We start from the raw sequence: 26295 nt of genomic DNA on the forward strand, positions 1-26295 counted from the left end.
ACTTGAACATTCAGAAAGCTGTATGCGGAGTGTTGATCACGGGAAGTACCTGAAATCCGCAAGCTCCTCGTACTTTTCTGCCTGAACTTTCCTCCTGACTCCTTTCAGAAATAACTTGGCAGCATCCATCGCCCCAATCCTGTTCAGCGGCTGGTTGTTGTTACCGCACTGGTAGCTGTAAGTGCAGCGAGGGCATCCATCAACGCGCTTACACTCGCAGCTCTTAAGCACTTCATAGGCAATCTCGAAAGCCCTGTCGAGCCTTTTGAAGAGCAGTTTGCTCAAACCTGAGCCACCGAGGGTTGCATCGTAAACGAATATGTCTCCTTCTGGTGTGGAAATCCCACCCATCTGCTGACTGCCTCCTCCAGTCAAAGCATTGCTGGCCTCGATGAGAACGTGCTCCAGAGCGTGGAAGCTTCCAGCGTAGAAATCTTCATATTCCATCGGCTGTGGAAAAGGCGAAGCGAGCAGAAAACCCCTTGTCGGGAACGTGTAGCTCACCTCGTCGATGTACCTCGTTCTCTTCTTTTCCTTCGAGAACAGGTCTCTCTCGATGTAGCCGAAAACGGAGATTGTTATCTCGAGGGAGCAGTAAACTGCCGAGCCGTCGGGCCTGACCTCCTCAACTTTCGTTATTCTGGGCAGCGAGACATAAAGCGGGTCGGTGATTTCGTTTCCGTGTGTATACTCCTCGAGCACAGCTTCTTTCTTCCTCATGTCCAGTGAGGTGCATCTGAGCCTCTCACCATTGTGTATGATTATGCTGCCAGGAAATAATTCCTTTATCGCAATGGGCAAAACTCTCTCGCCTATAACGCGGCCATCCTTTATCATCTTCACGTTTTCGCCAATACCGCGCATGTTGAAGTGTTTCATGAACTCTTTTGCCGTTTCTGAAGCAACAAGAGAGCTATCAAACTCAACAAGCAGCCCTTTCTCGAGAAGCCATCTTATGACGCTTTTCCACTCCTCCTTAACTTCTTCAACTCTCAACGGCTCTTCCAAGCACATGGAAAGGAGCTGGTAACGCATCACCTCTTCGTTGAACTTTTCCGCATACCCATAAGCCTCATCCTTGAAGTAGTCTTCCGGTTTACTCCTGTAGTATGTGCTTATGGAGTCCTCTTCCCTGAGTAGCAGAACGCCAACGCTTTCCTGTCCCTTTCTTCCAGCTCTTCCAACTCGCTGGAGAAAAGTTGAGTAGTTCACGAGTTCTGAAACGACTGCATCTACATCACCAATGTCTATTCCAAGCTCGAGTGTTGGCGTCGCAACCACGACCTTCAGCTTTCCTTCCCTGAAAGCCCTCTCAACCTCAAGTCTGACATCCTTTGGTAGACCGCTCTTGTGAACTGCAGCCCTTACACCCTCCCTGTTCAGAATCCATGCTGTTGTTTCGACACTCTTGTAGCTGTTTCCGAACACGAGAACTTTTTTTCCTGCCAGAGCCCTGACTATCTCCTTTATTGAGGAGTATATGCTCGGAGTGTAGCGCATGATGAAATGCAGCAAAGCTTTGCGATGCTCTCCGTGAATGTGGACGAATCGCCGCTCAAACAATTCTTCAGCGAAATCTTTCGGGTTTGCTATAGTTGCCGAAGCGCAGGCTATCTGAAATTCAGAAAAGCGTGAAAGTCTCTTTGCGAGATAGTACATGTTTGAGCCGAGCAAGCCTGTGTAGATGTGAAGTTCATCGATGGCAAGGAAAACGACATCTCTTGCAACTTTTCTGAAAGCAGGCGTATTTCTGAGATGGTAGTCAATCATGTCTGGGTTTGAGAGTATCACGTCGGCTCTTCCGCCAAGTACAGCCCTCCTCTCCTCGTATCCGGAATCTCCATCGAATCTGACAGCTTTGAGGCCTATGGAGGCAGCATAATATTTGATTTTAGTTTCCTGATCTCTTGCGAGAGCCTTCGTGGGATACAGGATTATTGCCTTTCCTCCTCTGCTAACCTTTTCCAGCAGGGGGAGAACAAAGGCTTCAGTCTTGCCGAATCCTGTTGGGGCCGTTATGACAGCATTTTTACCTTTTCTAAGCTCTTTTATCGCTTCAGCTTGGAACGGATAGAATTTTGATATGCCTCTCTTCTTCAAAGCTTTTTCAAGGAATGTGGGAAGCTCGAGTTCTTCGATGGGTATAGTGGGCTCGGCGTAGTATGGCTCGAAGGCCCTGTAGAGCACGATTTCGTCTTCAGTATCAAAAATGGGTCTGAGCTCATCATGTGGGCAAAGCTTGAGATTCTTCTGCCTGATAGTCTCTTTTCTACACACGCATCTCCGCTTGAGCATTCCGCACACCGGGCAGAATAAATCGTCCATTTCTGACATCTGATGAGTTTCCTGCCTTTCTGCATATATTTTTAGGAGGTAACTCTGAAGAATTTTTGCAAGGGATATATTTAAAACAGTAGCCGGTTATTCAGAGTGAGCAGCCATGAGCTCGTGGGGTGAAGTCGTTAGCAGAGTGCTGAGGATGGATGCTCACGTGGACATCGTTATCCCTAAGCATATTGTACCGAATCCCATCGTTGCAGGATTCATCGAGACAGTAGGGGAGAATCAGGGGCAGATGAAGGATTACGAGCTCACACTGCCAGACGGGCGGAGAATTCACGTCAGAGAGTACGAGCACTGCTACAAAGTCCACTGGGATAAGGTCAGCCCACTTGTAAACCCGGTGGAGCATTTGAGGCGTGATGCTCCCGACTGGTGGAAGGTTTTGCTCGCGCTGCTGGGTGGCGGTATAGGCTTGCTGTCGAGAGGGGTGGGTGGCGCAGTTCTGTGGGCGATGCTTGGTTATTTCGTTGGGAAGGCCACGGCTGAGGATTAGTTCCTGTTGAAGTTTTCACAATCTAACCTGATATAATCGCCAAATAAACTGCAGTCAGCTGCAATTGGACGCGTTTAACATCCTACGTTCTCCAATCCTAAAGATTAGTGCTGATGAACAGGATTTATCTGCGCATTCTTCGATGGTTTTATTTGTGGATCTATTACGCCACCACAACAGATTTTTAACCACCGAGTAGAGCATTTACAATGTCCATATACGCCTTTGCAGAAATTGAAGAAGGAAAGGTAAAGCGCATCAACGCTTCAGCCCGCTATCCTTCGAAGCAGAGTGGTAACGTTTTTTACGATGCGGATGAGGTTATCTGTTCAGACGACGCGCCCCTGAGAATAAAGGGCTTTCACGCCATAGTTGCGTTCAAGGCAAGGCACGTCTTTATTTCGAGGGACGTGGTTGGGGGCAAACCCCTTTACTACAACCCTGAGGAGTTCGCCTTTTCATCCTTCAAGAGCTACTTCGACACTGAGGCAATAGAACTCATGCCTGGCGAGGTTTTAAAGCTGAATTACGATGGCAGCATAGAGGAGCGACATTACTACAGCTTCCACGATGTCTTCAGAAAAGAGGAGGCGAGTGTTGACGAACTTGTTGAGAGAATTGAAAAGTCGTTGGAAAACTTTAAACCCGGTAATTCGTGCATTGCCTTCTCAGGTGGTGTTGATTCTTCGCTGCTCGCAGCTCTCTACGACGTCCAGCTCATCAACGTTACGGCCAGCAGAGAAGAGGAGGAGCACGTAAGATATGCAGCAAAGCTTCTTGGCAGAGAGATTGAGGTCTACAGGTTTGGCGAACAAGAAGTAAAAGAAGTGCTGCCTGAAGTCGTTAAAGCAATTGAAACGACGAACCCACTGCAGGTTTCTATAGGAATCCCGGTCTATCTCGCCATGAAGTTTGCGAAATCCCTTGGCTACAACCAGGTAATCTTTGGTCAGGGAGCTGACGAGCTCTTTGGTGGATACAAGCGCTACGAGTCTTTAAACTATGAAGAACTTGAGGATGCATTGCTCAGTGATGTAAAGAACCTCGGTAAGAACAACCTCGTGAGGGATGTGAAGTTGTCTTACAGAGCTGAAGTAAAGCTGCTTACACCCTATCTCCAGTGGGATATTATATCGGCTGCAATGAACATTCCCGTTGACCTGAAGGTCAGGAGAGAAGATGGCAGGGTTATCAGGAAGTACGTCCTGAGGAAAATTGCGGAAAAATATGTTCCGAAAGAGCTTGCGTACAGGGATAAGAAAGCGGTGCAGTACTCTACGAAAACTTCTACAATTCTGGAAAAGATTGCCAAAAAAGCTGGTATGAACCTTGCTGAGTATCTTGAGGGGTTATGAGGTTAATTTATATTATAGTCATTTTACCAGCTTGGCACTAATCCAATCACACTACCAAACTTCTCAAGCAACTCTTTACATATCCAGCTTTCTCTCCTTCATAAGCCTCTCCGCTATTCTTTTGGCATTTCTCACAACGCCAAAATAGTAAGGTACTTAAACTAAAACTATCAAAAAGATTTGATGTTTAGGATAATTAAAGATTTAAGAGACCATTTTGGGCAGTGTCAAAATAACAAAAAATAAATAACTAAGATACAACTTATGCAGCCTGCGCTAAGCCAGTTGGTAGATTACGTCAAGTCTACAAAAGTCTTTCGAAGGAACAGGAAAGATGTGGAACTTAAAATACTTGCAGCATTATTATACTTCTTTGGCCTTTCTTTGAGAAAAACAAGTGATTTTCTATCTTTATTCGAAGAAATAAGTCACGAATCTGTTAGGATTTACTACCATAGACTCAAAACAGTCTTAAAACAACCAGAAAAGAAGAAAAGAAGACTTGTTGCGATAGATGAAACAAAAATAAAACTGGAAAAGAAACAAATCTTTGTTTGGGCTGCTATAGACGTTGATACCATGGAATGCCTAGCTATATGGGCTTCTGGAGGAAGAGGAAGCTTTGAAGCTTACGTTTTCCTTAGAGAAGTTCTCAAGCATTGCGAAAACAAGCCAGAGATCGTTGTTGATAGAGGTTTCTGGTATCTGTGGGCTTTGAAAAGGTTAGGGCTGAGATACAGGCATGAAACGTTTGGTAGAAGAAATGCTGTAGAAGGATTCTTTTCGAGGTTTAAAGAGAGAACGAAGAGGTTCTGGAACAGATTTCCATTCAGGAGTTCTTTTGTCTCTGTACAGAGCTGGTTGGAGAGCTTTATGGCCTTCTACAACTACTGGAGGTGTTAACTTGACACTACCACCATTTTGATATCGACACGGTTGATATTTTAGAAAAAAGGTTAGGTGGATATTTGAACAAAGCAGAAGCCTTTATTATAGAAGATAGTTATATCGATAAGGACTGGAGAGATGAGTATTCTATCTTTTATTCGAAGACTTTTTATAATAGCATAAGTAAGTTCACTACAAGAGTCCACGTTATTGCTGAGGAGATCGAGAGTTTAGGGGATCTAACTGACAAGAATTATGTTGGGCACTTCATCTTGAGACCGTTACACATTAAGGATGCAAAGTTGCTAAAAGTTGTAGTAAAACCAATGAAAGAACCATTAGGTGTGAATTCAGGCGAGGATCTCTATCTTGCTACTTGCGATTATACTGCCCACATAGGCGGTTTGTTTGCACCTAAAGTAAAAACATTTCCATTCTATCAGCAAGATTCGGCAGTTACGATCTGTGCATATGCAGACATGTGGATGTTGACAGAATACATGCATCGCAGATTCGGATTTAATAGACCATATATACGTGATTTCATTTCTCTAACCCTACCGCTTCGAGGTAGAGTTGTACCAAGTCGTGGTTTGTTAGCAGAACAAATGTGCATAATTCTTAGTTCGCTTGGTTACAATGTGTCAATAGATTCAGCAGCTAGTACCGACATAGAGGAAAGGATAATCAAACGCATAGACGCATACTTAGAATCAGGCCTTCCAACGATATTGGCCTTTGATAATCATGTCGTTGTTGTAGCTGGACACACTTTGGATGAATCAGGAAACCGAGACTACATTATTTACGATGATTCTGGATATCATCTAGCAGATCTCCTCGGTCTAAGTAAAGACGAGGTTCCACCTTTTGCTAGTAAAGTAGATAGAAAAACGCTAATAGAAAAGCTAGAGAATGTTCCACGTGTCTTAGCGATAAATGTAGAATTTGACAAATTATTTTATCCTCTAAAAAGTGTCGAAAAGATTACAGATATCTTTCTTAAAGATTCTGGAATAAAAAATGAAATAACCAAAAAGAGGATACTTCTTGCAGATTCAAATGAGTTTAAGACATTTTGTAATAAGGTAGGTGTGGATGCTTTTGATGACCTACCATTACCCCACTACGTCTGGATAGTCGAGCTATATCGTGAGAATGAACTACTGTGGAATTTAATATTAGACGCTTCAGCACACAAAGAGGATACTACTAAAAATGTTAGAATAGCTGCATGGTTAGGTGACAAAATTATTTATGGTAGATCAGATAAAGAAAAGAAAGTAGGGAGATGCCCGGTAATCTATTCAAATCTGCAGAAGATTGAATAATGAGGAGGCAAAATTATTTATACGTGTAGAAGATAAGAAGGTGGAGGTAGTATGAGGAAGGAGGAAATATTGGAAAGGATTGAGGAAACTCTAAAAAACTGGGATGATGTTGTAAGGAAGCATGAGGGAGAAATCAGGAAATTTATGAGAGAAGAAGAGTTAAGAGAATTAAAAGCCTTGGAGACTGCTAGTAATATGTGGATAAAGTAAAATTTATTTTTATAGCAATTCTTATACCTTAGCTTTCACCTCAAATTCTTTTTTAATGGGGTCCTTCAAAACCAATTTTCTTCTTCTTTTAGCTTTTGGCGGAGTAATGCTCTTCAGCTTTGCGATTCACACTGTCAGTTTAAAGATCAGACGCCGAGAACGTCAAGAACGAACTTGGCAAGCCTCTTTTCATCTTCTTTGTTTTTCATAAGGATGTTCGTTTTAACCACTTCGATATCTCGCTCCACTCTGTCACTCTCGTCAACGACGAAGATGTCGAGGAAGTCTGAGTAACAATCTACAACTCCCGAAGGTGAAACCTCGTAGCCTTTGGCCCTCATGAGCTTCGCTGCAGGCCCGCTTACAGGTTTGCTGCCAATTATGGGTGAAACTGATAGTACTGTCTTCTTCCTCAGGAGCTCTCGGAGGCCTTTAACTGACAGAATTGGCATTATGCTGGTTATCGGGTTGCTGGGGCCAATTACAACGGCCTTGCTTCTCTTTATCGCTTTCTCCACGTCCTCTGTCATCCTCGCCTCCTCTATCCCTCTGAAAACCACGTCAACGACTTCTGCTTCACCCCTTCGCTTCACCCAGAACTCCTGAAAGTGCATCTCGCCTTCAGGTGTCACGATATATGTTGCAACATCCTCCTCGCACATTGGCAGCACGTCATTTTTTATTCCATATCTTTTTGCAAGCTCCCTCGTCGCTGCTGTAAGCGTGTAGCCTCTTCTCAGCATCTCACTCCTTAAAATGTGAGTAGCCCTGTCTTTGTCACCTATCATCAGCATCTCATCAAATCCAAGCTTTTTCAGGGCTTCATGGGTTGTGAATGTGTCATTTTTTATTCCCCACCACTTTCCATCATCTATGACGTCTGCAAGAGCGTAAATAACTGAATCTATATCTGGACAAACCTTGTTTCCGGAGACCCATACATCCTCCGCTGTATTAACGATGACAGCGAAGTCGCAGAGATCTTTCATCCCCCTTATCAGCTTTGGCGTTCCAGTTCCGCCTGAGAGAACGGATATCAACTTTCCCACCTCCTGAACTCATCAGCAAGTCTGGCTTCCTCGAGAAAGCTGAGCGACACGATGTATTCGTCCTCCACTTCCCTCTTCGTTCCCACAATGAGGTACTTCTCGCCCTCTATCTCCTCAACGACTCCTCTCGCCTCTATGACTTCTCCCCTGAAAACCTGCCCGACGTAGGTGTGCGTGAACGCGAGTACGGCCTTTACTCCATTTACTTCTCCTTCAATGGGGTAGTACGCAGGGTAATCGAAAACGAGGCTGTCATCCATGAGTTTCCCCCTCACAGTGGCCTTTCCGAGCTTTTTACCCCTCTTCTCTGAAAAACCCTTATAAATGTCGCAGTAGTCCCTCACGTAGAGCAAGTCGAAATATGTTGATGAGAGCATGGCTCTATGGTACTTTCTCCTTTCATGAGCAACGAAAATGTCGAAAGGTATTGGTACTTTCCTCTTTCTGTATATGAACTCCCACATGTCATCGTCAGGCTCTGAGAGTCTGCCTGAACTAATGCCTTTTTTCAGCATCTCTCTGGCTTCGAACCACCACCTGCCGTACATGACGAAGTCCACATCTGATTCACCGCTCTGCAGACCTATCAGCCTCGAGCCGGTAACGCCCATGGCGTGAAGAGGGATGCCTTTAAAGAACTCGACTATCCTGCGTACCTCCTCATCGCTTTCGATGACATCTCTTATTCTTTCTTCGGGCTTGTAGATCTCGTCTACGTCCTCGAGAGGAATAAGAAAAATTCCATCACGATAGTACTTCTTTGCAAGTGGATGCGCAGTAGCCTCGTCGTGTGTAAGTTTTCTGAACCCTTTTCTGCTCCCTCCAGGGACGTAGCGGAGAAAACATTTTACAGCGTCCTCGTTTCTGTATCCGACCACAGAAAAGTAAGCACTACTCACTCTTACGAAGTCTCTCAGCCTGATTGGCTTCATCTTCTCCTTCCGAGCCTACCCTCGTACATCGCGTATATTCTCTTTATCTCCTTTGCCTTCGCTCTTTCTCCGGCTTTCTTCAGCAGCCTACCGTCTATAAGCTTCATTCTCGTTATTCTGAAATTTTTGCCGTCCACGTTCAGAACTTCTCCAATCCCAAACTCAGTCTCGCCAGAAACCGTCATTTTGTAAGGGGTGGTGACGGGCCCCTTGTGGAGGCTGATTCTGAGAATAACTTCTCCAACATCTCTCAACCAGACGGTCTGGATGTCTTTTGCCTCTCCTATTTCGCTTCTCTTTCCATTTCCGAGTTCGAGTGACGTAACTTCTCCAATCTTGAAGCCTTCTTCCACCTCAACAACGAGTTCGTCGCCCTTCTCAACGATGTCGCTCTCCTTAAGCGTGATAGATCCAACTTCTGATTCAGCACCGCTACTTATGATCGCCTTAACCCTCAACATTTTTTCGGGAAGGTGCTGCGCAACCGTACCGCATTCCCTGCAGCGGTAAAGGTACTTCTCGGCTCTGACAACCTCGTGTTCGGTTTCCTCTTTGCACGTGTCGCAGTAAAGGTACATAAGGCAAGCTCTATGTCAGCCTAATTAAACCTTTGCCGCATCTATGGCAGTCATCCCTGATTTGATAGTTTTGAAGTAATCATCGCAGGCGTTAATCAGGCTCTCGATTTTCTGCGTTTCAATCTCGACGACAAGCTCTTCCCCACTCGCGTAGCTTTTGCACCATTCAGGGTCGTCGGGTTTAAGCGATTCAGCAAGAATTCTCGCTTCTTCTTCGCCTACTCTGAACCTGAGCCAAGCATGGCACAGCAAAGCTCGTCAACCTCCTTCACGAATTCTTCAGCCTTATCCGGCGGTATGTTCGCCCCTGCTGCAACTCTGTGGCCACCGCCTCTTCCACCAACCCTTTCAGCAGCGATGCGCATCACCTCTCCCAAATCCACGTTGATGCGTGGGTTCGATCTGGCGGAGACCTTTGCCGTTGAGTTTTTGACGTTGACCGCAACAAAGGGCCTGTCGGAGAGAAGATAGCGGGAGATTATGGTGGCTATTGGAGCTGTTGTGGCAGCATTATCCATCAGGAGGTACCTTATGCACTTCCCCTCCTGCACTTCTTCCCTCCTCTTCTGCAGTTCTTCGAGGAGCTCGATCTGAAACTCGCGCCAGATATCTACACCCTTCTGCAGATAGTTCTCATCGTGCATGCATATGGCAAAGCCAATGCTGCATGCTGAGGCTCTTCCACACGCGTTGATGACGTCTGTAAACATCACCGCATTGCTTATCAGCTCTTTTTTCAACACGAATCTCTCGCCCACGATCTCCTCGATGACACCGTCGTAAGCCCCTTGCTTCAGTAGCCTGAGAATTATTGCATTGGACAGCCTCCTCAGTTCATCACCGCTCAGCTCATCAATTTCAGCGTCGCCATCTATGCCTACTCTTCTCAGAAACTCATCAAGTTCACCCTCTTTGCCGTAGAAGTCGAGAAACGGCTCGGTGGATAGCATAAGCACTTCCCTAACCTTTCCGGAGTACATGTTGAGACCCTTAACGATCTCTATGTGACCACTCTCCACTCCGTCCCTCATCACCTTTGCGTTGCCTGCAACGATCTTCTGCTTGTCTCCGAGGATTCCGAGGAGGGCGATTGCGGATAAGTCTGCGTTGTCTCCAAGGCAGCTCGCAACGACGTAGGCTGTACCGCTTGCGGAGAGCTCAAAAGTCCCGTCCAGTCCAGCAAGATGAGGATTAACGTGAACGAGGCTTCTTTTTGGCTCTATTCTGCCGGTGGGAAAGTGATGGTCAACAATAACCACGTTCGCATCTATTTCTGAAACAATATCTGGATACCCGCTGCCCATGTCTGCAAGGATTATCAGATCCGCGTCGCAATCCACACCCTGATTGAGTCCCTTCAGAAAGGTTACCTGAAAGGGCTTGTCGAGTCTGTGGAGAGCAGAGGCGAGGACGGCAGCGGCCGATATCCCGTCTGCATCATAGTGTGTGTAAATGTGAATGAATTCCGACTCCTTTATGAGTTCCACAGCCTTCAGCGCCTCTATTCTGAGTATGTCGAGCATAAAGCAAAGCCTGACTGTCCGAATTTAACCTTTCTGGCAGTCTGCCAACTCCTCTTAACTCTGCTCCTCCACCTCTTCAGGCGGCGTGAGCTGGAGGTTCTCGATTATTCTCTCCACATTCACGTAATTCTCCAGCAGTTCCTTTATCTTCTTTATCTTCGCCTCTCCTCTTATTCTTGCCTTTCCCATCAGCTCTTCGAGCTTTGCAACGGCTCTCAGCGTGTCCTCTTCCACGAGAAGCACAGGAATACCGTTCTCCTCGGCCCTTCTGATAACTATCTCTGCCGGTTCGATGTTGCCGGTCAGCAACATACACCTTATGCTCGGCATCTCGAGGGCTACGATCTGCAGGTCTGCCCTATCTCCGCCCGTTACGAGGACGGCGTTTTTGGCCTCCTTGAAGTGCTCAACGGCAGCTTGAGCGGACATGGCACCTATTATTATCTCTTCCACTATTGCATCTCTCTTCGGCTTCACAAGGAACTCCGCGTTTAGAGCTTCTCCCATCTCGCTTACGAACAGGCCTCCGAGCATGGAGTCGCGCGGAATTATTCCAAGTAGTTCCATTCCATTTTCAGAAAGAACTCTCCCGGCAACGCTCTGGATGTATGCCCTCTTGTAGCCGCCAAGCTGGTTGAAAACGACCATTCTCAGCTTCTCTCCGAAGAGGACTTTTGCTGCGAGGAGCTTATCGAGAGCAAAATCTGAGCTATATTTCGCAACCATGAGGACAGAGGGGTCAAGCATCTCCGCAACGCTCAGGTCGCACAGCCCGACGGACTTTCCTGTCTGGTAATCGATGGAACCCTCGATGAGTACGACATCCTTCCCCTCGGCAACCCTGCTGTATGCGTCCATTATTTTCCTCTTAAGGCTTAAAACGTCAGCCGTGCTTACGAACTCAATGTAGGGCATGTCGAGGATGATCGGGCAGATGTCATCCATGTCGTCTCCAGTGTTGAGAACTTCTGCCGTACTGTATGCATCCTCGTCAATGATCCTGTCGTTAATGTAGGCAGTCCTCGCGCCGAAGGGCTTGAAGTAACCGACACTGTAGCCCCTTTTCTTCAGAATAATTCCGAGAGCCATAATTATTCCGCTCTTTCCTGAGTACCCCTCGATGGATGAAACCAGCAGAGCCTTTGCCATGCTTTCACAAGGCTTTCGTAATTATTAATCTTTCCGGTATGTTTATCATGTCAACATATCTTTCCACTGTATCAAGTGAAATTGTTAAGCTTATCTTTACCAACTCGGAGCCATGCAGGAAAAGAGAACAATTCTGGAACAGAAAGAAGGACAGAACATTCAGGTAAGAACGTCACGAAATACTCTCGAGCCCTTTGATAGAAGCAGAATAGTCGAATCCCTCGTTAGAGAAGCAGGAGTCGAATCCCTCGTTAGAGAAGCAGGTGTAAGTAGGCAGATAGCTGAAGAGATAGCCGTTGAAGTTGAGAACGGCATTAGGGCTTTAGGCCTTGAATTCGTTTCCGCCCCGCTTATAAGGGAAATCGTTAACGTTAAGCTTCTTGAGAGGGGGCTTGAAGCGGAAAGAGCGAGCTACACGCGCCTCGGTTTGCCAGTTTACGATGCGACGCTTTTAATCGAGAAGGGTAGCAGGGAAAATGCGAACTTGCAGCACAATCCAGAAACGATACACAAGCTTGTGGCCGATGGGGTAATGAAGGAGTACGCCCTGCTGAGAATACTGCCTTTGAAGCTTGCAGACTCACATATGAGGGGCGAGATACACATACACGACCTCGAGTACTTCGCTACTCGCCCCTACTGCTTCCAGCACGATTTGCGGTGGTTTTTGAAGAACGGGCTGAAGGTTGATGGAACAGGAGAAAATACTGCCGTTGCAGGACCAGCTAAAAACGCCGAAGTAGCAATTCTCCACGCTGCAAAGGCTCTTGCAGCGGCTCAGACAAACTTCGCAGGTGGGCAAGGCCTCGACTTCTTCAACGTGTGGCTTGCACCGTACATGGCCGGAAAATCCTACAGGGAGGTAAAGCAGCTCGCCCAGATGTTCATCTACGAGATGAGCCAGATGTACGTTGCGAGAGGTGGCCAAACTGTTTTCAGCGACATAGACATCGAATACGGCGTTCCGAGTATAGTTGCAGACTTGCCGGCAGTTCTGCCGGGTGGTGTTCAGAGGGAATCCGTCACATATGGCGATTTTGAGGAGGAGGCTATTGCGTTTGCAAAGGCTTTGACGGAGGTGTATCTCGAGGGAGATTACGTTGGAAAACCGTTCTTCTTCCCCAAGCCAAACTACAAGCTTAGAAAAGAGAACTTCAGAAAGGAGGGCTTCGACGAGTTCATGATTCTCGTCCACAAATGCGTTGCCAAGTACGGCACGCCATACTTCCTGAACCTGCTTGCTGGCTACCTGCCCGATAACGTCTTCGCTCAGTGCTGCAGGCTCGTTTTGTCGCCTGACGCCAACGACTGGGAGGACTTTGCAAAGGGCTGCATGAGAACCGGCAGCCTGCAGGTTGTAACGATAAACCTGCCACGCATAGCGTATGAATCGAAGGACGATGACGAGCTGTTCGAGCTTATCGAGGAACGCATGCGGCTTGCAAGGGAAGTTATCGAGATCAAGGCAGAGATAATAAAGAAGCGCATGGAGCAGAATGCTCTGCCATTCTTAACCCAGGACGTTGACGGAGAGCCATATTACCGCGTTGATAAGGTTGTTCGATCGATCGGGTTTGTCGGCCTGAACGAGATGCTCAAAGCGTATATGGGGGAGGAACTCCACGAGCCGTCAGCCTGGCGCTTCGGCCTCGAGATTATAAAGCACATGATGGACATCGCAACAGAATGGAGCAAGGAGACAGGGTTGCGATGGGTTATAACGCAAACTCCGGCTGAATCCACAGCACACCGCTTCGCCAAGCTCGATTTGATGCAGTTTGGGGATAAGGCTGTTGTTCAGGGCGACGCTGAGAGGGGGAGCGTTTACTACACAAACTCCTCCCATTGCAGGGTGAGTGCGAACATCCCGCTGTTCGAGAGGCTCAGGATAGAGGGCTCTTTCCACCCACTCTGCAACGGCGGAATGATGGCCCACGTCTGGATGGGCGAAAGTTCTCCAAACGCCGAGCTGATGTGGGAGCTGACGAAGAAAATCGCAACAAAGACTCTGATCGGCTACTGGGCCTATACGAAGGACATGACGTACTGCAGGAGGTGCAAGAAGGTAACGGGTGGCATAAAGTCTGCGTGCCCGTTTTGCAGCAGTACAGACGTTGAATGCTATTCCAGAATTACGGGCTACTACCAGCGAGTCAGCGGATGGAATGAGGGCAAGCAGAGGGAGCTGTTAGACAGGAGAAGGGTCAGCATCTGAAGAGGAGGGCGATAGCTATGTGCGAGTCCTTCTTCCAGTCCCTTATAAGGCCAAAGATAGTCGTCTTCACAATGAAAAAGTGTCCGAAGTGTCCTGCAGCAAAAAAGCTCGCAAGCGAGATTGCAGCGGAATTCGGGCTTGAAGTGGAGGAAATAGACGTGGAGATAGACATGATAACTGCCCTGCAGTACGGCGTTGCTTCCACACCATCTATTGCTGTCGGCGATGAAATCATCGCGAGAGGGGAGCTTCCAACGAGGAACGAGTTAAGAAATGCCGTCAAAAGGGTGCTGGAATGCTCATAGGCGGAATCCTCGACCTTTCAACCATAGACTTTCCCGGAAAGCTTTGCAGCGTCATCTTTCTTTCCGGCTGCCCGTTCAGATGCCCCTTCTGCCACAACCACGAACTGCTCGCAGGGGGTACAAAAACTGACGTCAGCGGGCTAATTGGCAAGATATCCGAGAACTACCTCATCGATGGAGTTTGCATCACCGGCGGAGAACCGCTCATGCAGAATATCGAGGATCTGTGCAAAAAACTGAAGGACGCAGGTTTTGCTGTCAAGATAGACACGAACGGATACTATACCGAAGAGCTCGGTAAGATTCTCGATTATGTCGATTACGTTGCTATAGACCTGAAAACAACTTTCGAGAAGTATGACAGCCTCGTTAAATGCAAGGGGGCTGCTGAAAGAGTCAGAAAAAGCGTAGAGCTACTTGCGTCTTCGGGAATCGAGTTCGAAGCACGCACTACTGTAGTGCCAACACTCGTTGAAGAAAGGGAGATCCTCGAAATTGCGAAGTTCCTTGGCTCTATTGGGGTTAAGAAATATGTCCTGCAGCAGTTCAGAAACGAGAACACACTGGATGAAAGACTGAAGAACGTTAAGCCGTTCAGTAGAGAGCGCATGATAGTGATTGCTGAGAGTGTGAAAGATTTCGTTGGGGGTGTGAGAGTCAGATGTGAGAACGGGGAGGTTGAGGTATGAATCTTGATTTAGATTATCTTGGCGATGAACTCGAAAAACTTGGGGCTGAACTGCCGAAGAAGGAAGTGAGGACGGAGGAGGCACCGGCTGATGGCATTCTGCCCGATGGATTCTATATCACAACTCACCACCCGACGTACGTTTATCTTAATGGGGGAGTGGAAGGAAGTCAGAAACATCGAGATGGATTGTGTTATAGTCATTGAGAATGGCATACCGGTTTGTAGAAGACAGGGACTCGTAAAGAATGGTGAGAAGGTCGTCGTCGGGCTTGATGGCATACGAGTTGAAGCTCCGCAGAGACTTCGGGAGAGCAAAGACATCTTCGCTTTCATGACCTCTGATGTCAGTGCGGAGAAACCCGTAAACTCTCTCGTTAGAAAGCTTGCAGAAGAGATGAAGAGAATAAAAGATAGCCTGCCGTCGCTCATACTGGAGCGGATGAAGCTCTTGCAGAGCTGATAAGGATGGGTTACAGCACGCGCTGTTCACGGGCAACGATTTGCGGTAATGGATATATAGAAACAGTTGTTTGGTACAACACTCGGAATGGACAAGGAGGCTGGCAGGGTTTACAAAGGTGGTTTCAGAAACATCTGGTTGCAATCAGTGAGATAAGGAAGGCCGGAAGTATAGCAAAAGCTGTCGAAATGGGTGTTCTTAACTCGGGAGTAATATACGAATGCATCCGCAACAATGTACCTTTCGTAATCGGCGGCTCGCTTCGCGATGACGGGCCACTGCCTGATACAATAACCGATGATGGTTGCTCAGGACGAGATGAGAAAATGGAAGGTGGACATGTGCATATTATGGGCATCGATGCTCCATGGTATCGCTACTGGAAACATGCTGCCTTCAACAGTCAAGACGGTAATCGTGGACATGAATCCCTACGTCGTTACGCGACTTCTGGACAGAGGTACGACGCACGCGATGGGAATCGTCAGCGATCCGGACGTTGTGTTGCCCATGCTGCTGAACGAACTCAAAAATCAGGAGCAGAGCAAATAAATAATGGGTTCAAAATTTTTCTAATCCACACCGAAAGTATAAAACAACGAAAGGAGATGTGGAACTATGAGAGAATTTGAGCAGGTTTTCAGTATTATTGAGGAACATCATAGGCTAATGGCATCATCGCTCCCACTGATAGCGAGCGAGAACGTGACGAGCATGGCCGTGCGAAGGTGCTACACCAGCGATTTAGGGCACAGGTATGCCATGGGCGAAATTGGCGAGAGGGCATACGAGGGATGTGAATACATCGACGAAATCGAAAGGAAAGCTGTAGAGTTAACGAAGAGACTTTTCAACGCTGAACACGCCAACGTGAGGCCGATCTCAGGCACAGTGGCGAACATCGCAGTCTACCACGCTCTGACTTCCTGTGGGGACAGCATTTTCTCTCTGCCGGTTGAGTGCGGTGGTCACACTTCTCATGACGATACCGCTCGAATTCGATGTCTTAACGTCCACTTCCTGCCCTTTGACAGCGAGAGGTTCAATATAGACATCGATGCTGCCAGTAGAATGATAAGAGAAGTAAAACCGAGGTTAATAGTGCTCGGTGCGAGCGTATTTCTCTTCCCGCACCCCGTGAAAGAGATTGTGGAAATTGCAGCAGAAGTTGGGGCGAACGTAATTTACGACGCGAGCCATGTTCTTGGTCTCATAGCTGGAAAGCAGTTCCAGGATCCGGTTAAGGAGGGGGCAGACGTAGTTACTGCCTCTACCCATAAAACCTTCTTCGGTCCGCAGCGCGCCATAATTCTCTGCAAGTCTGAGCTCGCAGAAAAAATCGATTATGCGGTCATGCCCTGCGTTGTGAGCAATCACCACCTCAACACCCTCGCAGGTTACGTGATAGCTTGTCTCGAAATGCTGGAGTTTGGTGAAAGCTACGCGAAGCAGACTGTAAGGAACGCGAAGAGGCTGGCAGAAAGGCTGTACGAGCTCGGAATGAAGGTTGTAGGGGAGGCGGAGGGATTCACAGAATCTCATCAGGTAGTCATCGATGTAGATGATGGCGAGAAAGCCGCGAAAACTCTCGAAAAAGCCGGTATAATCACGAACAGGTGTCTTCTACCCTGGAGTGAAGGCAAATCAGCGGGGATAAGAATTGGCGTCCAGGAGGTCACGAGGCTCGGAATGAAGGGGGGAGAGATGGAATATATCGCTGAACTCATATCAAAGGCCTTGGACGGCATAGATGTAAGGAGCGAAGTTGTAGAGCTAAGCAAACAGTTCAATACCGTGAAGTACACGTTCGAAGAATCTCATGCCTATAGTTTCATTTAACGGTTTTTTACAGGCTATAACTGTGATTGAATGGCTCATACTGCCACACAAAGCTTAAGTATTCTTTAATTGTGACAATATAAAAGCTTACCTGTAATAGGGTATACGGAATGCTACCAGATTGCCGACACTCATAATAAAATTTTAAAAAAGTTTTGGAAATTACAGAATTTATCTTGTAGAATGATTTTATATTTACATTGTAATTTTTACTCGACAATTAACGTGGAAAAGTTTATATATCGTATAACCTCGGAAGGCCATGATAAAAAATTACATTTGTGGGGTGTCGAAATGAGTGAGGAACCAAAGGTAATCGAAAGCCTCCTTAAAGTAGAAGAGACTTACGAGCCTCCTGCAGACTTCAGAGAAAAAGCGTGGGTGAAAGACGACAGCGTATACAAGAAGGCAGAAGAGGACTTCATTTCCTTCTGGGATGAAATAGCAAAAACGGAAATTGAATGGTTCGAACCCTATGAGAAGGTTCTTGATGACAGCAACGCACCCTTTTACAAGTGGTTTATTGGTGGAAAGATCAATATAACCTATAACTGTCTCGACAGGCATGTCAAGAGCTGGAGAAAGAACAAGGCAGCGATAATCTGGCAGGGTGAACCGGAGGAGGACAAGAGAGTCATAACATACTACGAACTCTACAGAAGGGTATGCAGGTTTGCAAACGCTTTGAAGAAGCTTGGAGTGAAGAAGGGCGATAGAGTAACCATTTACATGGGAATGGTTCCCGAGTTGCCAGTTGCTATGCTCGCATGTGCCCGTATTGGCGCAATTCACAGCGTCGTTTTTGGTGGTTTCTCTGCTTCGGCTCTAAGAGACAGGATAAACGATGCTCAGGCAAAGGTAGTAATTACAATGGACGGGTTCTACAGGAGAGGCAAGGTCGTGGAAACGAAGCGCATCGTTGACGAGGCGCTGGAGGATGCGCCAAGTGTTCAGAATGTTGTTGTCCTCAAGAGAATTGGCAACGAGATAAACATGGAGGAGGACAGGGATATCTGGTGGCATGACTTGCAGTATGGCGTGACTCCGGAGTGTGAGCCAGAAGTTGTTGACAGCGAGCACCCGTTATTCATCCTGTACACATCCGGAACTACCGGCAAGCCGAAGGGCGTTCTTCATGTGCATGGTGGATACAACGTTGGCACGCACATCACGACGAAGTGGATCTTCGATTTGAAGGATGATGACATCTACTGGTGTACTGCTGACATAGGCTGGATTACGGGCCACAGCTACATCGTTTATGGCCCACTTTCCAACGGTGCAACCGTTCTCATGTATGAAGGTGCTCCCGATTACCCGCAGCCCGACAGGTGGTGGAGCATAATCGAGCGCTATGGCGTGACGGTGTTCTACACCGCTCCGACTGCAATCAGGTTCTTCATGAGACTCGGTGAGGAGTGGCCCAAGAAACACGATTTGAGTAGTCTAAGGTTGCTTGGTACTGTCGGAGAGCCGATAAATCCCGAGGCGTGGAAGTGGTACTACAAGTACATAGGCAACGAGAAATGCCCGATCGTTGACACCTGGTGGCAGACGGAAACGGGTATGATTCTGATTTCACCTCTACCCGGAGTCACGAAGCTCAAGCCAGGTTCAGCAACTCTGCCCTTCCCGGGTGTCGTTGCAGACATATACGATGAAGATGGAAATCCCGTCCCACCGAACACTGGAGGAAAGCTCGTTATCACGAGGCCGTGGCCATCTATGCTGCGAACGCTGTGGGGCGACCCAGACCGCTATGTGAGGCAGTACTGGAGCGCATACAAGGACAAGCTCGTTTACTTTACTGGCGACGGAGCAAGAAGGGACGAGGACGGGTACTTCTGGATAATAGGCAGAATTGACGATGTCCTCAATGTGAGCGGCCACAGGATTGGAACGGCCGAACTTGAGAGTGCACTCGTTGCCCACAAGGCTGTGAGCGAGGCTGCAGTCATAGGCAAGCCCCACGAGGTCAAGGGTGAAGTGCCAGTTGCCTTCGTAGTCCTTAAGGCTGGTTATGAACCAACTCCGGAGCTTAAGAAGGAGCTCAAGAACTGGGTGAGAAAGGAGATCGGCCCGATTGCTGTACCGGAGGAGATACACTTCCTGGAGAAACTGCCGAAGACGAGGAGCGGTAAGATAATGCGCAGGATTCTGAGGGCAATAGAGAAGGGTGAGGCCATAGGAGACGTCACGACTCTCGAGGACGAGACGGCTGTTGAGGAGGCGAAGAAGAAGGTAGTTGAGGAAGAGCAGAAGGGTTGAGTGAATGCTAATTTAAAAATAAATTTAAAAAAATAAAAAAATATTGGGGGGTTACGCATGGGGGAGTTATCTCTATCCAACGAAGAAAGGGAGAAGCTAAAAAAGTTTTGGCCGTACGTCAGGAATGTAACACTGCTGTTGCTTGTGGTGTGGAGCATATTCGCAGTGTTCATACACCTGCTCGCAATGTTCGACTGGTGGAGAGAAATAAAGATCGCGGGCTATCCAGCACACTGGCTCTTCGGGACACAGTTCTCTATACTAGCATACATCGTCACAATATTCGCCTACGCCTACCTGATTAGCAAGAAGGAAGAGGAGGTGGTCTGATGCACATAGAAATCGCAGCGTTTGTCTTGGCTTCCATAGGCATCTACCTGGCAATAGCGTACTGGATGAGGACTGCAAGAGTCGAGGACTTCTACGTTGCTGGCAGGAGCATAAAGCCCCACGTGAGCGGAGCAGCAACTGCCGCTGCGTGGATGTCCGCAGCTTCATTCATCTCAATGGCCGGAGTAATTGCAATACTTGGATACGATGCAGTCCCGTTTCTGATTGGCTGGACAGGAGGATACGTGCTGCTTGCCCTGCTCATAGCGCCATACCTGAGAAAGTACGGCAAGTACACGATTCCCGAATTCGTCGAAGACCGCTATTACGATCCAAAGATGAGGCTGCTCGGAGTTATCATCGTCATCATGATTGCGTTCATCTACGCCTTGGGTCAGTTCATAGGAATTGGGATAGCGCTGTCAATGACCCTCGGAATTCCGGTGGTCATGGGAATCTGGCTGACGGTCATAGTCATCATGATCTATACGACGCTTGGAGGGATGAAGAGCGTTACCTACGTTGAAGTTGCTCAGTACACAATTCTCATAGTGGCGTATCTCGTTGCACTCTTTGCAGCCTCATTCCTGCTGAAGGGCTACATATTCCCGCACGTCCAGGCTGGAGAACTGCTGAACGAGATAGTTACCAAGGAAGCTCAGTTTGGCGAGAAGACAATGATCGATCCATTCGTCAACAAGGTTGCTGGCGGTAGCGGAGTTCTGAACTGGATATTCACTGCCCTGATTCTGATGATAGGTACAGTTGGTATGCCTCACATAATGGTCAAGTACTACCTCGTCCCTTCGGCGAGAGATGCGAGGTTCAGCGTTGGTTGGGCTCTGGTGTTCATAGCCCTGCTGTACCTCTCCGCTTCAGCCTACGCCATCATAGGGAGGTACCTCATAATAAACCAGCTCCTCGGAGTTTCGATCGATCAGGCGCAGCAGATTGGCTGGGTTAAGACTATGCAGGAACTGGGAATGCTGAAGCTCAACGATATTAACGGAAACGGACTCCTCGACTCTCTGACTGAAATAGGGATAAGAAAGGACGCAATAGTCATGGGAATGCCGATGATGGCCAACCTGCCGTGGTTCATAGTCGCGCTGGTGATAACTGGCGGTTTCGCTGCAGCGTTAAGCACATCCGGAGCCCTCCTGCTGACAATGACAGTCTCGCTGACGAGAGACGTTTACAAGAGATTCATAAACCCGAACGTTACAGAAGCAAGGGAGGTCTGGTTTGCAAGGGTTGCCACGATAGTCATAGCGTCGCTGGTTGCCTTCCTGGCTTCACTGCTCTACCAGCAGGGTGGAGTCATAGCAGTCATAGTCGGCTGGGCATACAGTGTTTCAGTTGCATCACTCGTGCCGCTGTTCGTACTCGGAATCTGGACGAAGATCGGAAGAAAGGCAATGATGGCCGGAGCAATTGTCGGATTGGCGGTCTGCTACACGTACCTGCTCGGGAACTTCTTCAAGATCATACCGCCGGTGCTCGGACTTGGACAGATTGCAGGAGGAGGCATATTCGGTGGAATAGCCTGCTTCGTAACCGCTCTGCTCGTTCAGGCCATAACCAGGGAGAGACCTCCGGAGCACGTGGTTGCACTGCTCGACAGACTCAAATTGCCCGAGGCTCCCAGAAGATAATATTTTAAAATTTTATTTTCTAAATATTTTATGAAAAACTCTTTTTACTCCGCTTGATTACGGTGAAAGGATGATGGTGGAAGTCTCTCCCGAGCCGGTGCCACACATTGCAGCAGGTCTATTTGCAATCTTTCTGATGGTGCTGATTCTGCCGTTCAAGGTGAGGAAAGTCGAGGAAAACCTCGAAGCTTTCTTCCTCGTAATGGGTATCATAGCAGTGACAGTCTCCGGCTTTTGGAGCGTTGAACTCGTCGAGGAGGCGTTGAGGGATCCGGTGAGCATAGGTGGGTTACCCATAGGCATATTTCAGGTGGTGCTCGTAGCGGGAATAGTCATATACAAGTTCAACAGGCAGATATACAGCGGAATTATAGGTGCTATGAACAAACTCGGCCTGAGGGCGTTTGTTTTCCTGATGATACTGCTGTTGAGTCTCGTATCCAGTATAATCTCAGTTATAGTAACCGCCGTCATTCTGTCGGAGATTATCGCGGCGATGCCTGTGGATAGGGATAAAAAAATAAAGATCACGGTAATAACATGTTTCGCTGTTGGGCTGGGTGCAGCGCTGACGCCCGTTGGTGAACCCCTGTCTACAATAGCCGTCTCGAAGCTGAAGGGCGAACCTTACCACGCGGACTTCTTCTTCCTATTTGATCTTCTTGCTGAGTACATAATTCCCGGAATAGTCGTCCTATCAGCTCTTGGAGCAGTTTACGCAGGAAAAGCAAGTAGTAGAGCTGAAATTCCCGAATATGCAGAAAGTCTGAGGCTTGTAATTCTCAGAGCTATCAGGGTTTACATGTTCGTCGCAGCTCTCGTTCTGCTGGGCAGGGGTTTAACGCCTCTCGTTATATGGTACTTCACGAAGATTCCTCCCTACATACTGTATTGGGTTAATATGATATCGGCTGTGTTGGACAACGCTACGCTCGCAGCAGCAGAAATAGCACCCCAGCTCAGTATAATGCAGATAAAGAGTGCTCTCATTGGTCTGCTCATATCTGGAGGCATGTTGATACCCGGAAATATACCCAACATCGTTGCTGCGGGCAGGCTGAGGATTACAAGCAAGGAATGGGCTCATATCGGTGTCCCCCTTGGACTCATACTGATGGCTATTTACTTCGCCGTGCTCATGCTGGAGGGCCTTGCCCATGTTTGAAGGCCTCGACCTGCAGGCTGTAAAGATCAGAGATATAATCAGCAGCGAGCCTGTCATCGTCCATCCGTCAATGAGCATCAGGGATGCAGCAAGACTGATGCACAGCACTGGCAAGTCCTACGTTCTGCTTGCAGACGTTGAAATCAAGGGGATAGTGACGGAAGGGGACATAAAGAGGGCAGTCGCAAATGAGGTGCCGGTAACGACTCCTCTCAGCAAAATTGCGACGACGAACCTCATAACAATCGACGAGGACAGCACACTGTTTGATGCGATAGTCCTCTTTTTTAAAAACAGAATAAGACATTTGCCCGTAAAAAGGGGCAAAAAAATAGTAGGCGTTATTTCAATAAACGACGTGCTTCTGTTCGCTTCCAGGATACCATTCTACTTTCTTGACAGTTCCGCAAAGGCTCAGAGCATCGACGAGCTTGGAGAAATATACAGAAAGCTAAACACGTTCATAATAGAAAATCTGGCGAGGGACGAGTACGTCAACCCTGTGGACTTTGGAAAAATACTCGGCTACATCAACGACCAGATATTGAGGAGCGTTGTAAGACTGAGCATAGACGAGCTCGGCAGCCCCCCTTCGAGGTTCAGCCTCTTCGTTATGGGAAGTGAGGGCAGGTTCGAGCAGCTCATAAAGAGCGATCAGGATAATGCTCTCGTTTTCGAAAACGATGCCCACAGGGAATACTTCGTCGAACTTGGCAGTATCATTCATTCGAACCTGCTCAGGGTGGGCTTTCCAGAGTGCAGGGGCAACTACACAGTTGGCAACGAGGAGTGGGTCAGGTCAGCGGAAGAATGGATGAAGCTGATTGCCGAGTGGGAGATTATATACTCTCCTGAGAACCTCCTTAAAATTTCGATATTCAGCGACATGAGGTTCGTTTATGGCGATGTCTCTCTATTCAACCTCCTGAAGAGTGTTCTATTTCGTCTTGGCGAGAAGGATGTGATATTTATAAAGCTGCTCGTCGAAGCTCTGAAGTTCAGGCCGCCAATAGGCTTTGCTGGACGCCTCACTTCGGACGTCATAGACCTGAAGAAGGATGCAGTCACTCCAGTTGTTGCTCCCGTTAGGGTGCTCAGCCTGAGATTTGGTGTGAGGGCTTACAACACAGCGGAGAGGATAGAGGAGCTTGCCGAAAAAGGAGCGATAAGCAAGGAACTCGCTGCCAATCTTAAAACGAGCTACGTGTTTCTGAAAAGAATGCAGTTCCTCGCTCAGGTTGCCAACATCAGGAGGGGGAAGGAAAAAATCAACCTGCTGAACCTCAAGGAACTGCCAAAGCTCAGGGTCGAGTTTATCAAGGATTCCCTGAAAAGTGTTGCCGAATTCCAGAAGATGGTGGCTGCAAGATATCTGTAACTACCACACAAAGAACTTCTCCCTTTTCCCTATTCTCTTCAGCTCCTGAAGGGTAACGCCGTACTCTGCAAGTTTTACGAGCTGTCGCTGGAATATGCACGCCGTGTAGTAAGCATCCGCCAAAGCAGAATGGCGGTAAATTTCCTCAAGACTGTACTTCTTTATCAGTCCATCCATGTCGTGGTTCTCAGCTCTGCCTTCCTTTCTTGCAATCCAGTGCTCTACCTGGGATATGTCAATACAGTCGAGCTCCAGTCTGATTTTAAGCCTCGAAAAGTGACTTTTCAGTATTTTTGCATCGAATTCTGTGTAACTAACGATTATACTATCTTCGAGCATGTGTTTCAGCCTGCTGGCAATGGACTGAAATTCCGGGGCTTTGCTCACCGCCTTTATGTCGATTCCGTGATACTTTATTGACTCTCCCTTCAGCTTTTTTGGTCTTACAAGGCTGAAGAAGTAATCGCTCAGAATTATTCTGCTCCCGACCATGGGGATGACAGCAATTGCAACAATTTCGTCCTTCTTTGGATTCAAGCCTGTGCTCTCAACGTCAATTACTGAATATCTTGCGGACAGGATGTCGGTCATAGGCTTTCCTGCAGTCTTGCGAGGATTTTGCCTGCCTCCTTCAAAAGCAACTCATCTATCTTGCTCAGCGGACATCCGAGAGTCCTCCTGGTCGTTACGTCTCTGACAACCCTGTACGCCTCTATTGCCTCTTCATCTCTGATTCCTCTCAGCTCCGCAGCCTTTATGGCATAGAGCAGTGCTTTAGCCATATCTCCTTCCTTCCGAGATTCTGCTGCGAAAACTCTCGCCACATCTTCTGCTCTCCTTTCAAGTTCCTCCTCGAACTTCTTCTTCCAGGTAGCATAGGCATCTTTCGGGCCAAAGATATGCCGGGTATCCATGAACCTCAGAATTTCCCATGCAAATTCGTCGGGATGCGAGAACCATTCGTTGATAGTTTCGAACCAGCCATCCATGGAGTTCGAGACATCGATTGGCTGTAGTCCTATCCTCCTTGCGGCGTTGACGAACTTCTGCCAGTCGTCGGCTATCACTCCCATGTGAACTGGCGGGAGAACAGCTTCACCTCTCCCGAAGTCGCCTGCAAGGAATACGCAGCCGTCGAGGGTCAGCTTGGCACATCTCTTCACAATGAGTTCGTAGAGCCCGCAGGCTATCTTTGACATCTCCTCAAAGTCCGCACCGCTCGATATCATATCCTCTATGGATGTTCTCGCCTCGTCCATCACATCCTCGAGCTCATCTATTCCGGCCCTTACGATCTTTCTCGAAATTGATAGGAGAGAAGATGCTGAACTGAGCCTTAGCAGGATGTCTTTCGTTGAAACAACGCCTTTAACATCTCCGTTGCTCATCACAACTATGTGGTTTATGGCGTTCGTGACGATAGCGAGATACGCATCGATGAGACTGTCTGATTCGCTTACGGAGATAATGGGCGAGGTCATGTACGAACCAACACTCTCCTCGAGGTTAACGCCTCTTGCAACGAGCTTCATGAGGTCTCTCTGGGTGAATATACCTACGGGCTTCTTACCATTGACAACCACGACAGAGCCTACCTTGTTCCTGTCCATAATTTGAGCGGCTTCAAGCACGCTCGTTTCCGGTGTGCAGGTTACAGCGTCTCGAGAAACGACATCTGCAACTCTCACGCTGTAGAGCCTGTCGAGACCGTGGCCAGCTTTCTTCGAAAGTTTCAGCAGAGATGAGAGCCTTCTGGACAGGAGGCTTGTAAAGAAGTCGGCAAACTTCTGGTTTGAGTTGAATATCTTCAGAAAGCTATTCCTCCTTATGAGGTAGCAGACCGAATCCTCGAGCGCTACGGCCGTAAACCGCGGAGGGTTTCCACTTAAGGCTGAAGCAACGCCAAATAAGTCTCCCTCAGTTAGAACTTCATTCGTCCCATCTCTCAGCTCCACCCTTCCGCATTTGACGATATAGACGTACTTTAGAGGCTTGCCCCCCCTCCTGAATATGGTAGCTCCTTTTCGGAAAATTTCGGATTCGAGGCCCCTGATTATTTCGGCAAGTTCGTCGTCATTCAGAAATGAGAAGGGCTTTTGATTTTTGAAGTACTCGAAGGGGGGCAGCACCTCAATCAT

Annotated in this window: 25 protein-coding genes and 1 pseudogene; 17 read left to right on the forward strand and 9 right to left on the reverse strand. The window is 47.8% G+C overall.

Translation table 11 applies throughout. The annotated features are described in order from the left end of the window. Positions 1-36 precede the first annotated feature (36 nt). Positions 37-2334 (reverse strand): DEAD/DEAH box helicase, encoded by a 2298-nt coding sequence (locus tag ARCVE_RS01540; RefSeq protein WP_232215816.1) that lies wholly within the window; start codon positions 2332-2334, stop codon positions 37-39. 106 nt (positions 2335-2440) lie between these two features. On the opposite strand from ARCVE_RS01540, the gene ARCVE_RS01545 reads away from it, so the two are divergent. From ARCVE_RS01545 to ARCVE_RS11220, 5 genes are all read left to right on the forward strand, one after another. Beyond that, positions 2441-2836, forward strand: coding sequence for a hypothetical protein (locus tag ARCVE_RS01545; RefSeq protein ID WP_013683021.1), 396 nt, complete (start codon positions 2441-2443; stop codon positions 2834-2836). A gap of 209 nt (positions 2837-3045) precedes the next feature. Further along, the gene (locus ARCVE_RS01550; protein ID WP_013683022.1) at positions 3046-4191 is read left to right on the forward strand and encodes an asparagine synthase family protein; all 1146 of its coding nucleotides are present in this window, start codon (positions 3046-3048) and stop codon (positions 4189-4191) included. Positions 4192-4455: 264 nt separating this feature from the next. Continuing rightward, a complete protein-coding gene (locus tag ARCVE_RS01555; protein WP_013682893.1) occupies positions 4456-5094 on the forward strand; it encodes an IS6 family transposase in 639 nt (212 codons plus the stop codon). A gap of 65 nt (positions 5095-5159) precedes the next feature. Further along, positions 5160-6410, forward strand: a complete 1251-nt coding sequence (locus ARCVE_RS01560) for a hypothetical protein (RefSeq protein ID WP_013683023.1) — start codon at positions 5160-5162, stop codon at positions 6408-6410. 51 nt (positions 6411-6461) lie between these two features. Continuing rightward, positions 6462-6620 carry a hypothetical protein gene (locus ARCVE_RS11220; protein ID WP_013683024.1) on the forward strand — a complete coding sequence of 53 codons (159 nt, stop codon included), beginning with the start codon at positions 6462-6464 and terminating at the stop codon, positions 6618-6620. 146 nt (positions 6621-6766) lie between these two features. On the opposite strand, the gene cofD is transcribed toward ARCVE_RS11220, so the two are convergent. The 6 genes from cofD to ARCVE_RS01590 are packed head-to-tail and all read right to left on the reverse strand — an operon-like array spanning position 6767 to position 11851. Then, complete coding sequence (gene cofD, locus ARCVE_RS01565) at positions 6767-7660, reverse strand: 2-phospho-L-lactate transferase (protein ID WP_013683025.1); 894 nt, start codon at positions 7658-7660, stop codon at positions 6767-6769. Continuing rightward, positions 7657-8601, reverse strand: a complete 945-nt coding sequence (locus ARCVE_RS01570) for a nucleotidyltransferase domain-containing protein (protein ID WP_013683026.1) — start codon at positions 8599-8601, stop codon at positions 7657-7659. The genes cofD and ARCVE_RS01570 overlap by 4 nt, the downstream gene beginning before the upstream one ends. Further along, on the reverse strand, positions 8598-9179 hold the full coding sequence (locus tag ARCVE_RS01575; RefSeq protein WP_013683027.1) for an HVO_0476 family zinc finger protein: 582 nt from the start codon (positions 9177-9179) through the stop codon (positions 8598-8600). The genes ARCVE_RS01570 and ARCVE_RS01575 overlap by 4 nt, the downstream gene beginning before the upstream one ends. Before the next feature lie 24 nt (positions 9180-9203). After that, a complete protein-coding gene (locus ARCVE_RS01580; protein ID WP_013683028.1) occupies positions 9204-9431 on the reverse strand; it encodes a KEOPS complex subunit Pcc1 in 228 nt (75 codons plus the stop codon). After that, the gene (locus ARCVE_RS01585; protein ID WP_013683029.1) at positions 9398-10702 is read right to left on the reverse strand and encodes a single-stranded-DNA-specific exonuclease RecJ; all 1305 of its coding nucleotides are present in this window, start codon (positions 10700-10702) and stop codon (positions 9398-9400) included. The genes ARCVE_RS01580 and ARCVE_RS01585 overlap by 34 nt, the downstream gene beginning before the upstream one ends. Before the next feature lie 54 nt (positions 10703-10756). Then, positions 10757-11851 (reverse strand): phosphotransacetylase family protein, encoded by a 1095-nt coding sequence (locus ARCVE_RS01590; protein WP_013683030.1) that lies wholly within the window; start codon positions 11849-11851, stop codon positions 10757-10759. A gap of 112 nt (positions 11852-11963) precedes the next feature. On the opposite strand from ARCVE_RS01590, the gene nrdD reads away from it, so the two are divergent. From nrdD to ARCVE_RS01640, 12 genes and pseudogenes are all read left to right on the forward strand, one after another. Beyond that, positions 11964-14066, forward strand: coding sequence for an anaerobic ribonucleoside-triphosphate reductase (gene nrdD / locus ARCVE_RS01595; protein ID WP_013683031.1), 2103 nt, complete (start codon positions 11964-11966; stop codon positions 14064-14066). A gap of 17 nt (positions 14067-14083) precedes the next feature. Continuing rightward, a complete protein-coding gene (locus ARCVE_RS01600) occupies positions 14084-14371 on the forward strand; it encodes a thioredoxin family protein (protein WP_013683032.1) in 288 nt (95 codons plus the stop codon). After that, the gene (locus ARCVE_RS01605) at positions 14362-15060 is read left to right on the forward strand and encodes an anaerobic ribonucleoside-triphosphate reductase activating protein (protein ID WP_013683033.1); all 699 of its coding nucleotides are present in this window, start codon (positions 14362-14364) and stop codon (positions 15058-15060) included. The genes ARCVE_RS01600 and ARCVE_RS01605 overlap by 10 nt, the downstream gene beginning before the upstream one ends. Continuing rightward, the gene (locus tag ARCVE_RS11455; protein ID WP_198002012.1) at positions 15057-15266 is read left to right on the forward strand and encodes a hypothetical protein; all 210 of its coding nucleotides are present in this window, start codon (positions 15057-15059) and stop codon (positions 15264-15266) included. Before ARCVE_RS01605 ends, ARCVE_RS11455 begins: the two co-directional genes overlap by 4 nt. After that, the gene (locus tag ARCVE_RS11460) at positions 15211-15522 is read left to right on the forward strand and encodes a hypothetical protein (protein ID WP_052302946.1); all 312 of its coding nucleotides are present in this window, start codon (positions 15211-15213) and stop codon (positions 15520-15522) included. The genes ARCVE_RS11455 and ARCVE_RS11460 overlap by 56 nt, the downstream gene beginning before the upstream one ends. 5 nt (positions 15523-15527) lie before the next feature. Further along, positions 15528-16074 (forward strand): annotated as a pseudogene (locus ARCVE_RS11740) (ornithine cyclodeaminase family domain). 66 nt (positions 16075-16140) lie between these two features. Then, positions 16141-17361, forward strand: a complete 1221-nt coding sequence (locus ARCVE_RS01615) for a serine hydroxymethyltransferase (RefSeq protein ID WP_013683034.1) — start codon at positions 16141-16143, stop codon at positions 17359-17361. 294 nt (positions 17362-17655) lie between these two features. Continuing rightward, entirely contained in the window at positions 17656-19629 is a 1974-nt protein-coding gene (gene acs, locus ARCVE_RS01620; protein ID WP_013683035.1) for an acetate--CoA ligase, read from the forward strand. A gap of 57 nt (positions 19630-19686) precedes the next feature. Beyond that, a complete protein-coding gene (locus ARCVE_RS01625) occupies positions 19687-19959 on the forward strand; it encodes a DUF4212 domain-containing protein (RefSeq protein ID WP_013683036.1) in 273 nt (90 codons plus the stop codon). Then, on the forward strand, positions 19959-21614 hold the full coding sequence (locus ARCVE_RS01630; RefSeq protein ID WP_013683037.1) for a VC_2705 family sodium/solute symporter: 1656 nt from the start codon (positions 19959-19961) through the stop codon (positions 21612-21614). The genes ARCVE_RS01625 and ARCVE_RS01630 overlap by 1 nt, the downstream gene beginning before the upstream one ends. A 70-nt stretch (positions 21615-21684) precedes the next feature. Then, on the forward strand, positions 21685-22779 hold the full coding sequence (locus tag ARCVE_RS01635) for a DUF1646 family protein (protein ID WP_013683038.1): 1095 nt from the start codon (positions 21685-21687) through the stop codon (positions 22777-22779). Further along, positions 22772-24157 (forward strand): DUF294 nucleotidyltransferase-like domain-containing protein, encoded by a 1386-nt coding sequence (locus ARCVE_RS01640; RefSeq protein WP_013683039.1) that lies wholly within the window; start codon positions 22772-22774, stop codon positions 24155-24157. The genes ARCVE_RS01635 and ARCVE_RS01640 overlap by 8 nt, the downstream gene beginning before the upstream one ends. Here the strand turns inward: ARCVE_RS01640 and ARCVE_RS01645 are convergent, their stop codons facing one another. Together ARCVE_RS01645 and ARCVE_RS01650 are read right to left on the reverse strand one after the other, a co-directional pair. Next, positions 24158-24748: a 3'-5' exonuclease gene (locus tag ARCVE_RS01645; RefSeq protein ID WP_013683040.1), complete on the reverse strand. Its 591-nt coding sequence runs from the start codon at positions 24746-24748 to the stop codon at positions 24158-24160. Beyond that, positions 24745-26295 carry a CBS domain-containing protein gene (locus ARCVE_RS01650; RefSeq protein WP_013683041.1) on the reverse strand — a complete coding sequence of 517 codons (1551 nt, stop codon included), beginning with the start codon at positions 26293-26295 and terminating at the stop codon, positions 24745-24747. The genes ARCVE_RS01645 and ARCVE_RS01650 overlap by 4 nt, the downstream gene beginning before the upstream one ends.

This window comes from Archaeoglobus veneficus SNP6 (assembly GCF_000194625.1).
GTDB classification, from domain to species: Archaea; Halobacteriota; Archaeoglobi; order Archaeoglobales; family Archaeoglobaceae; genus Archaeoglobus_C; species Archaeoglobus_C veneficus.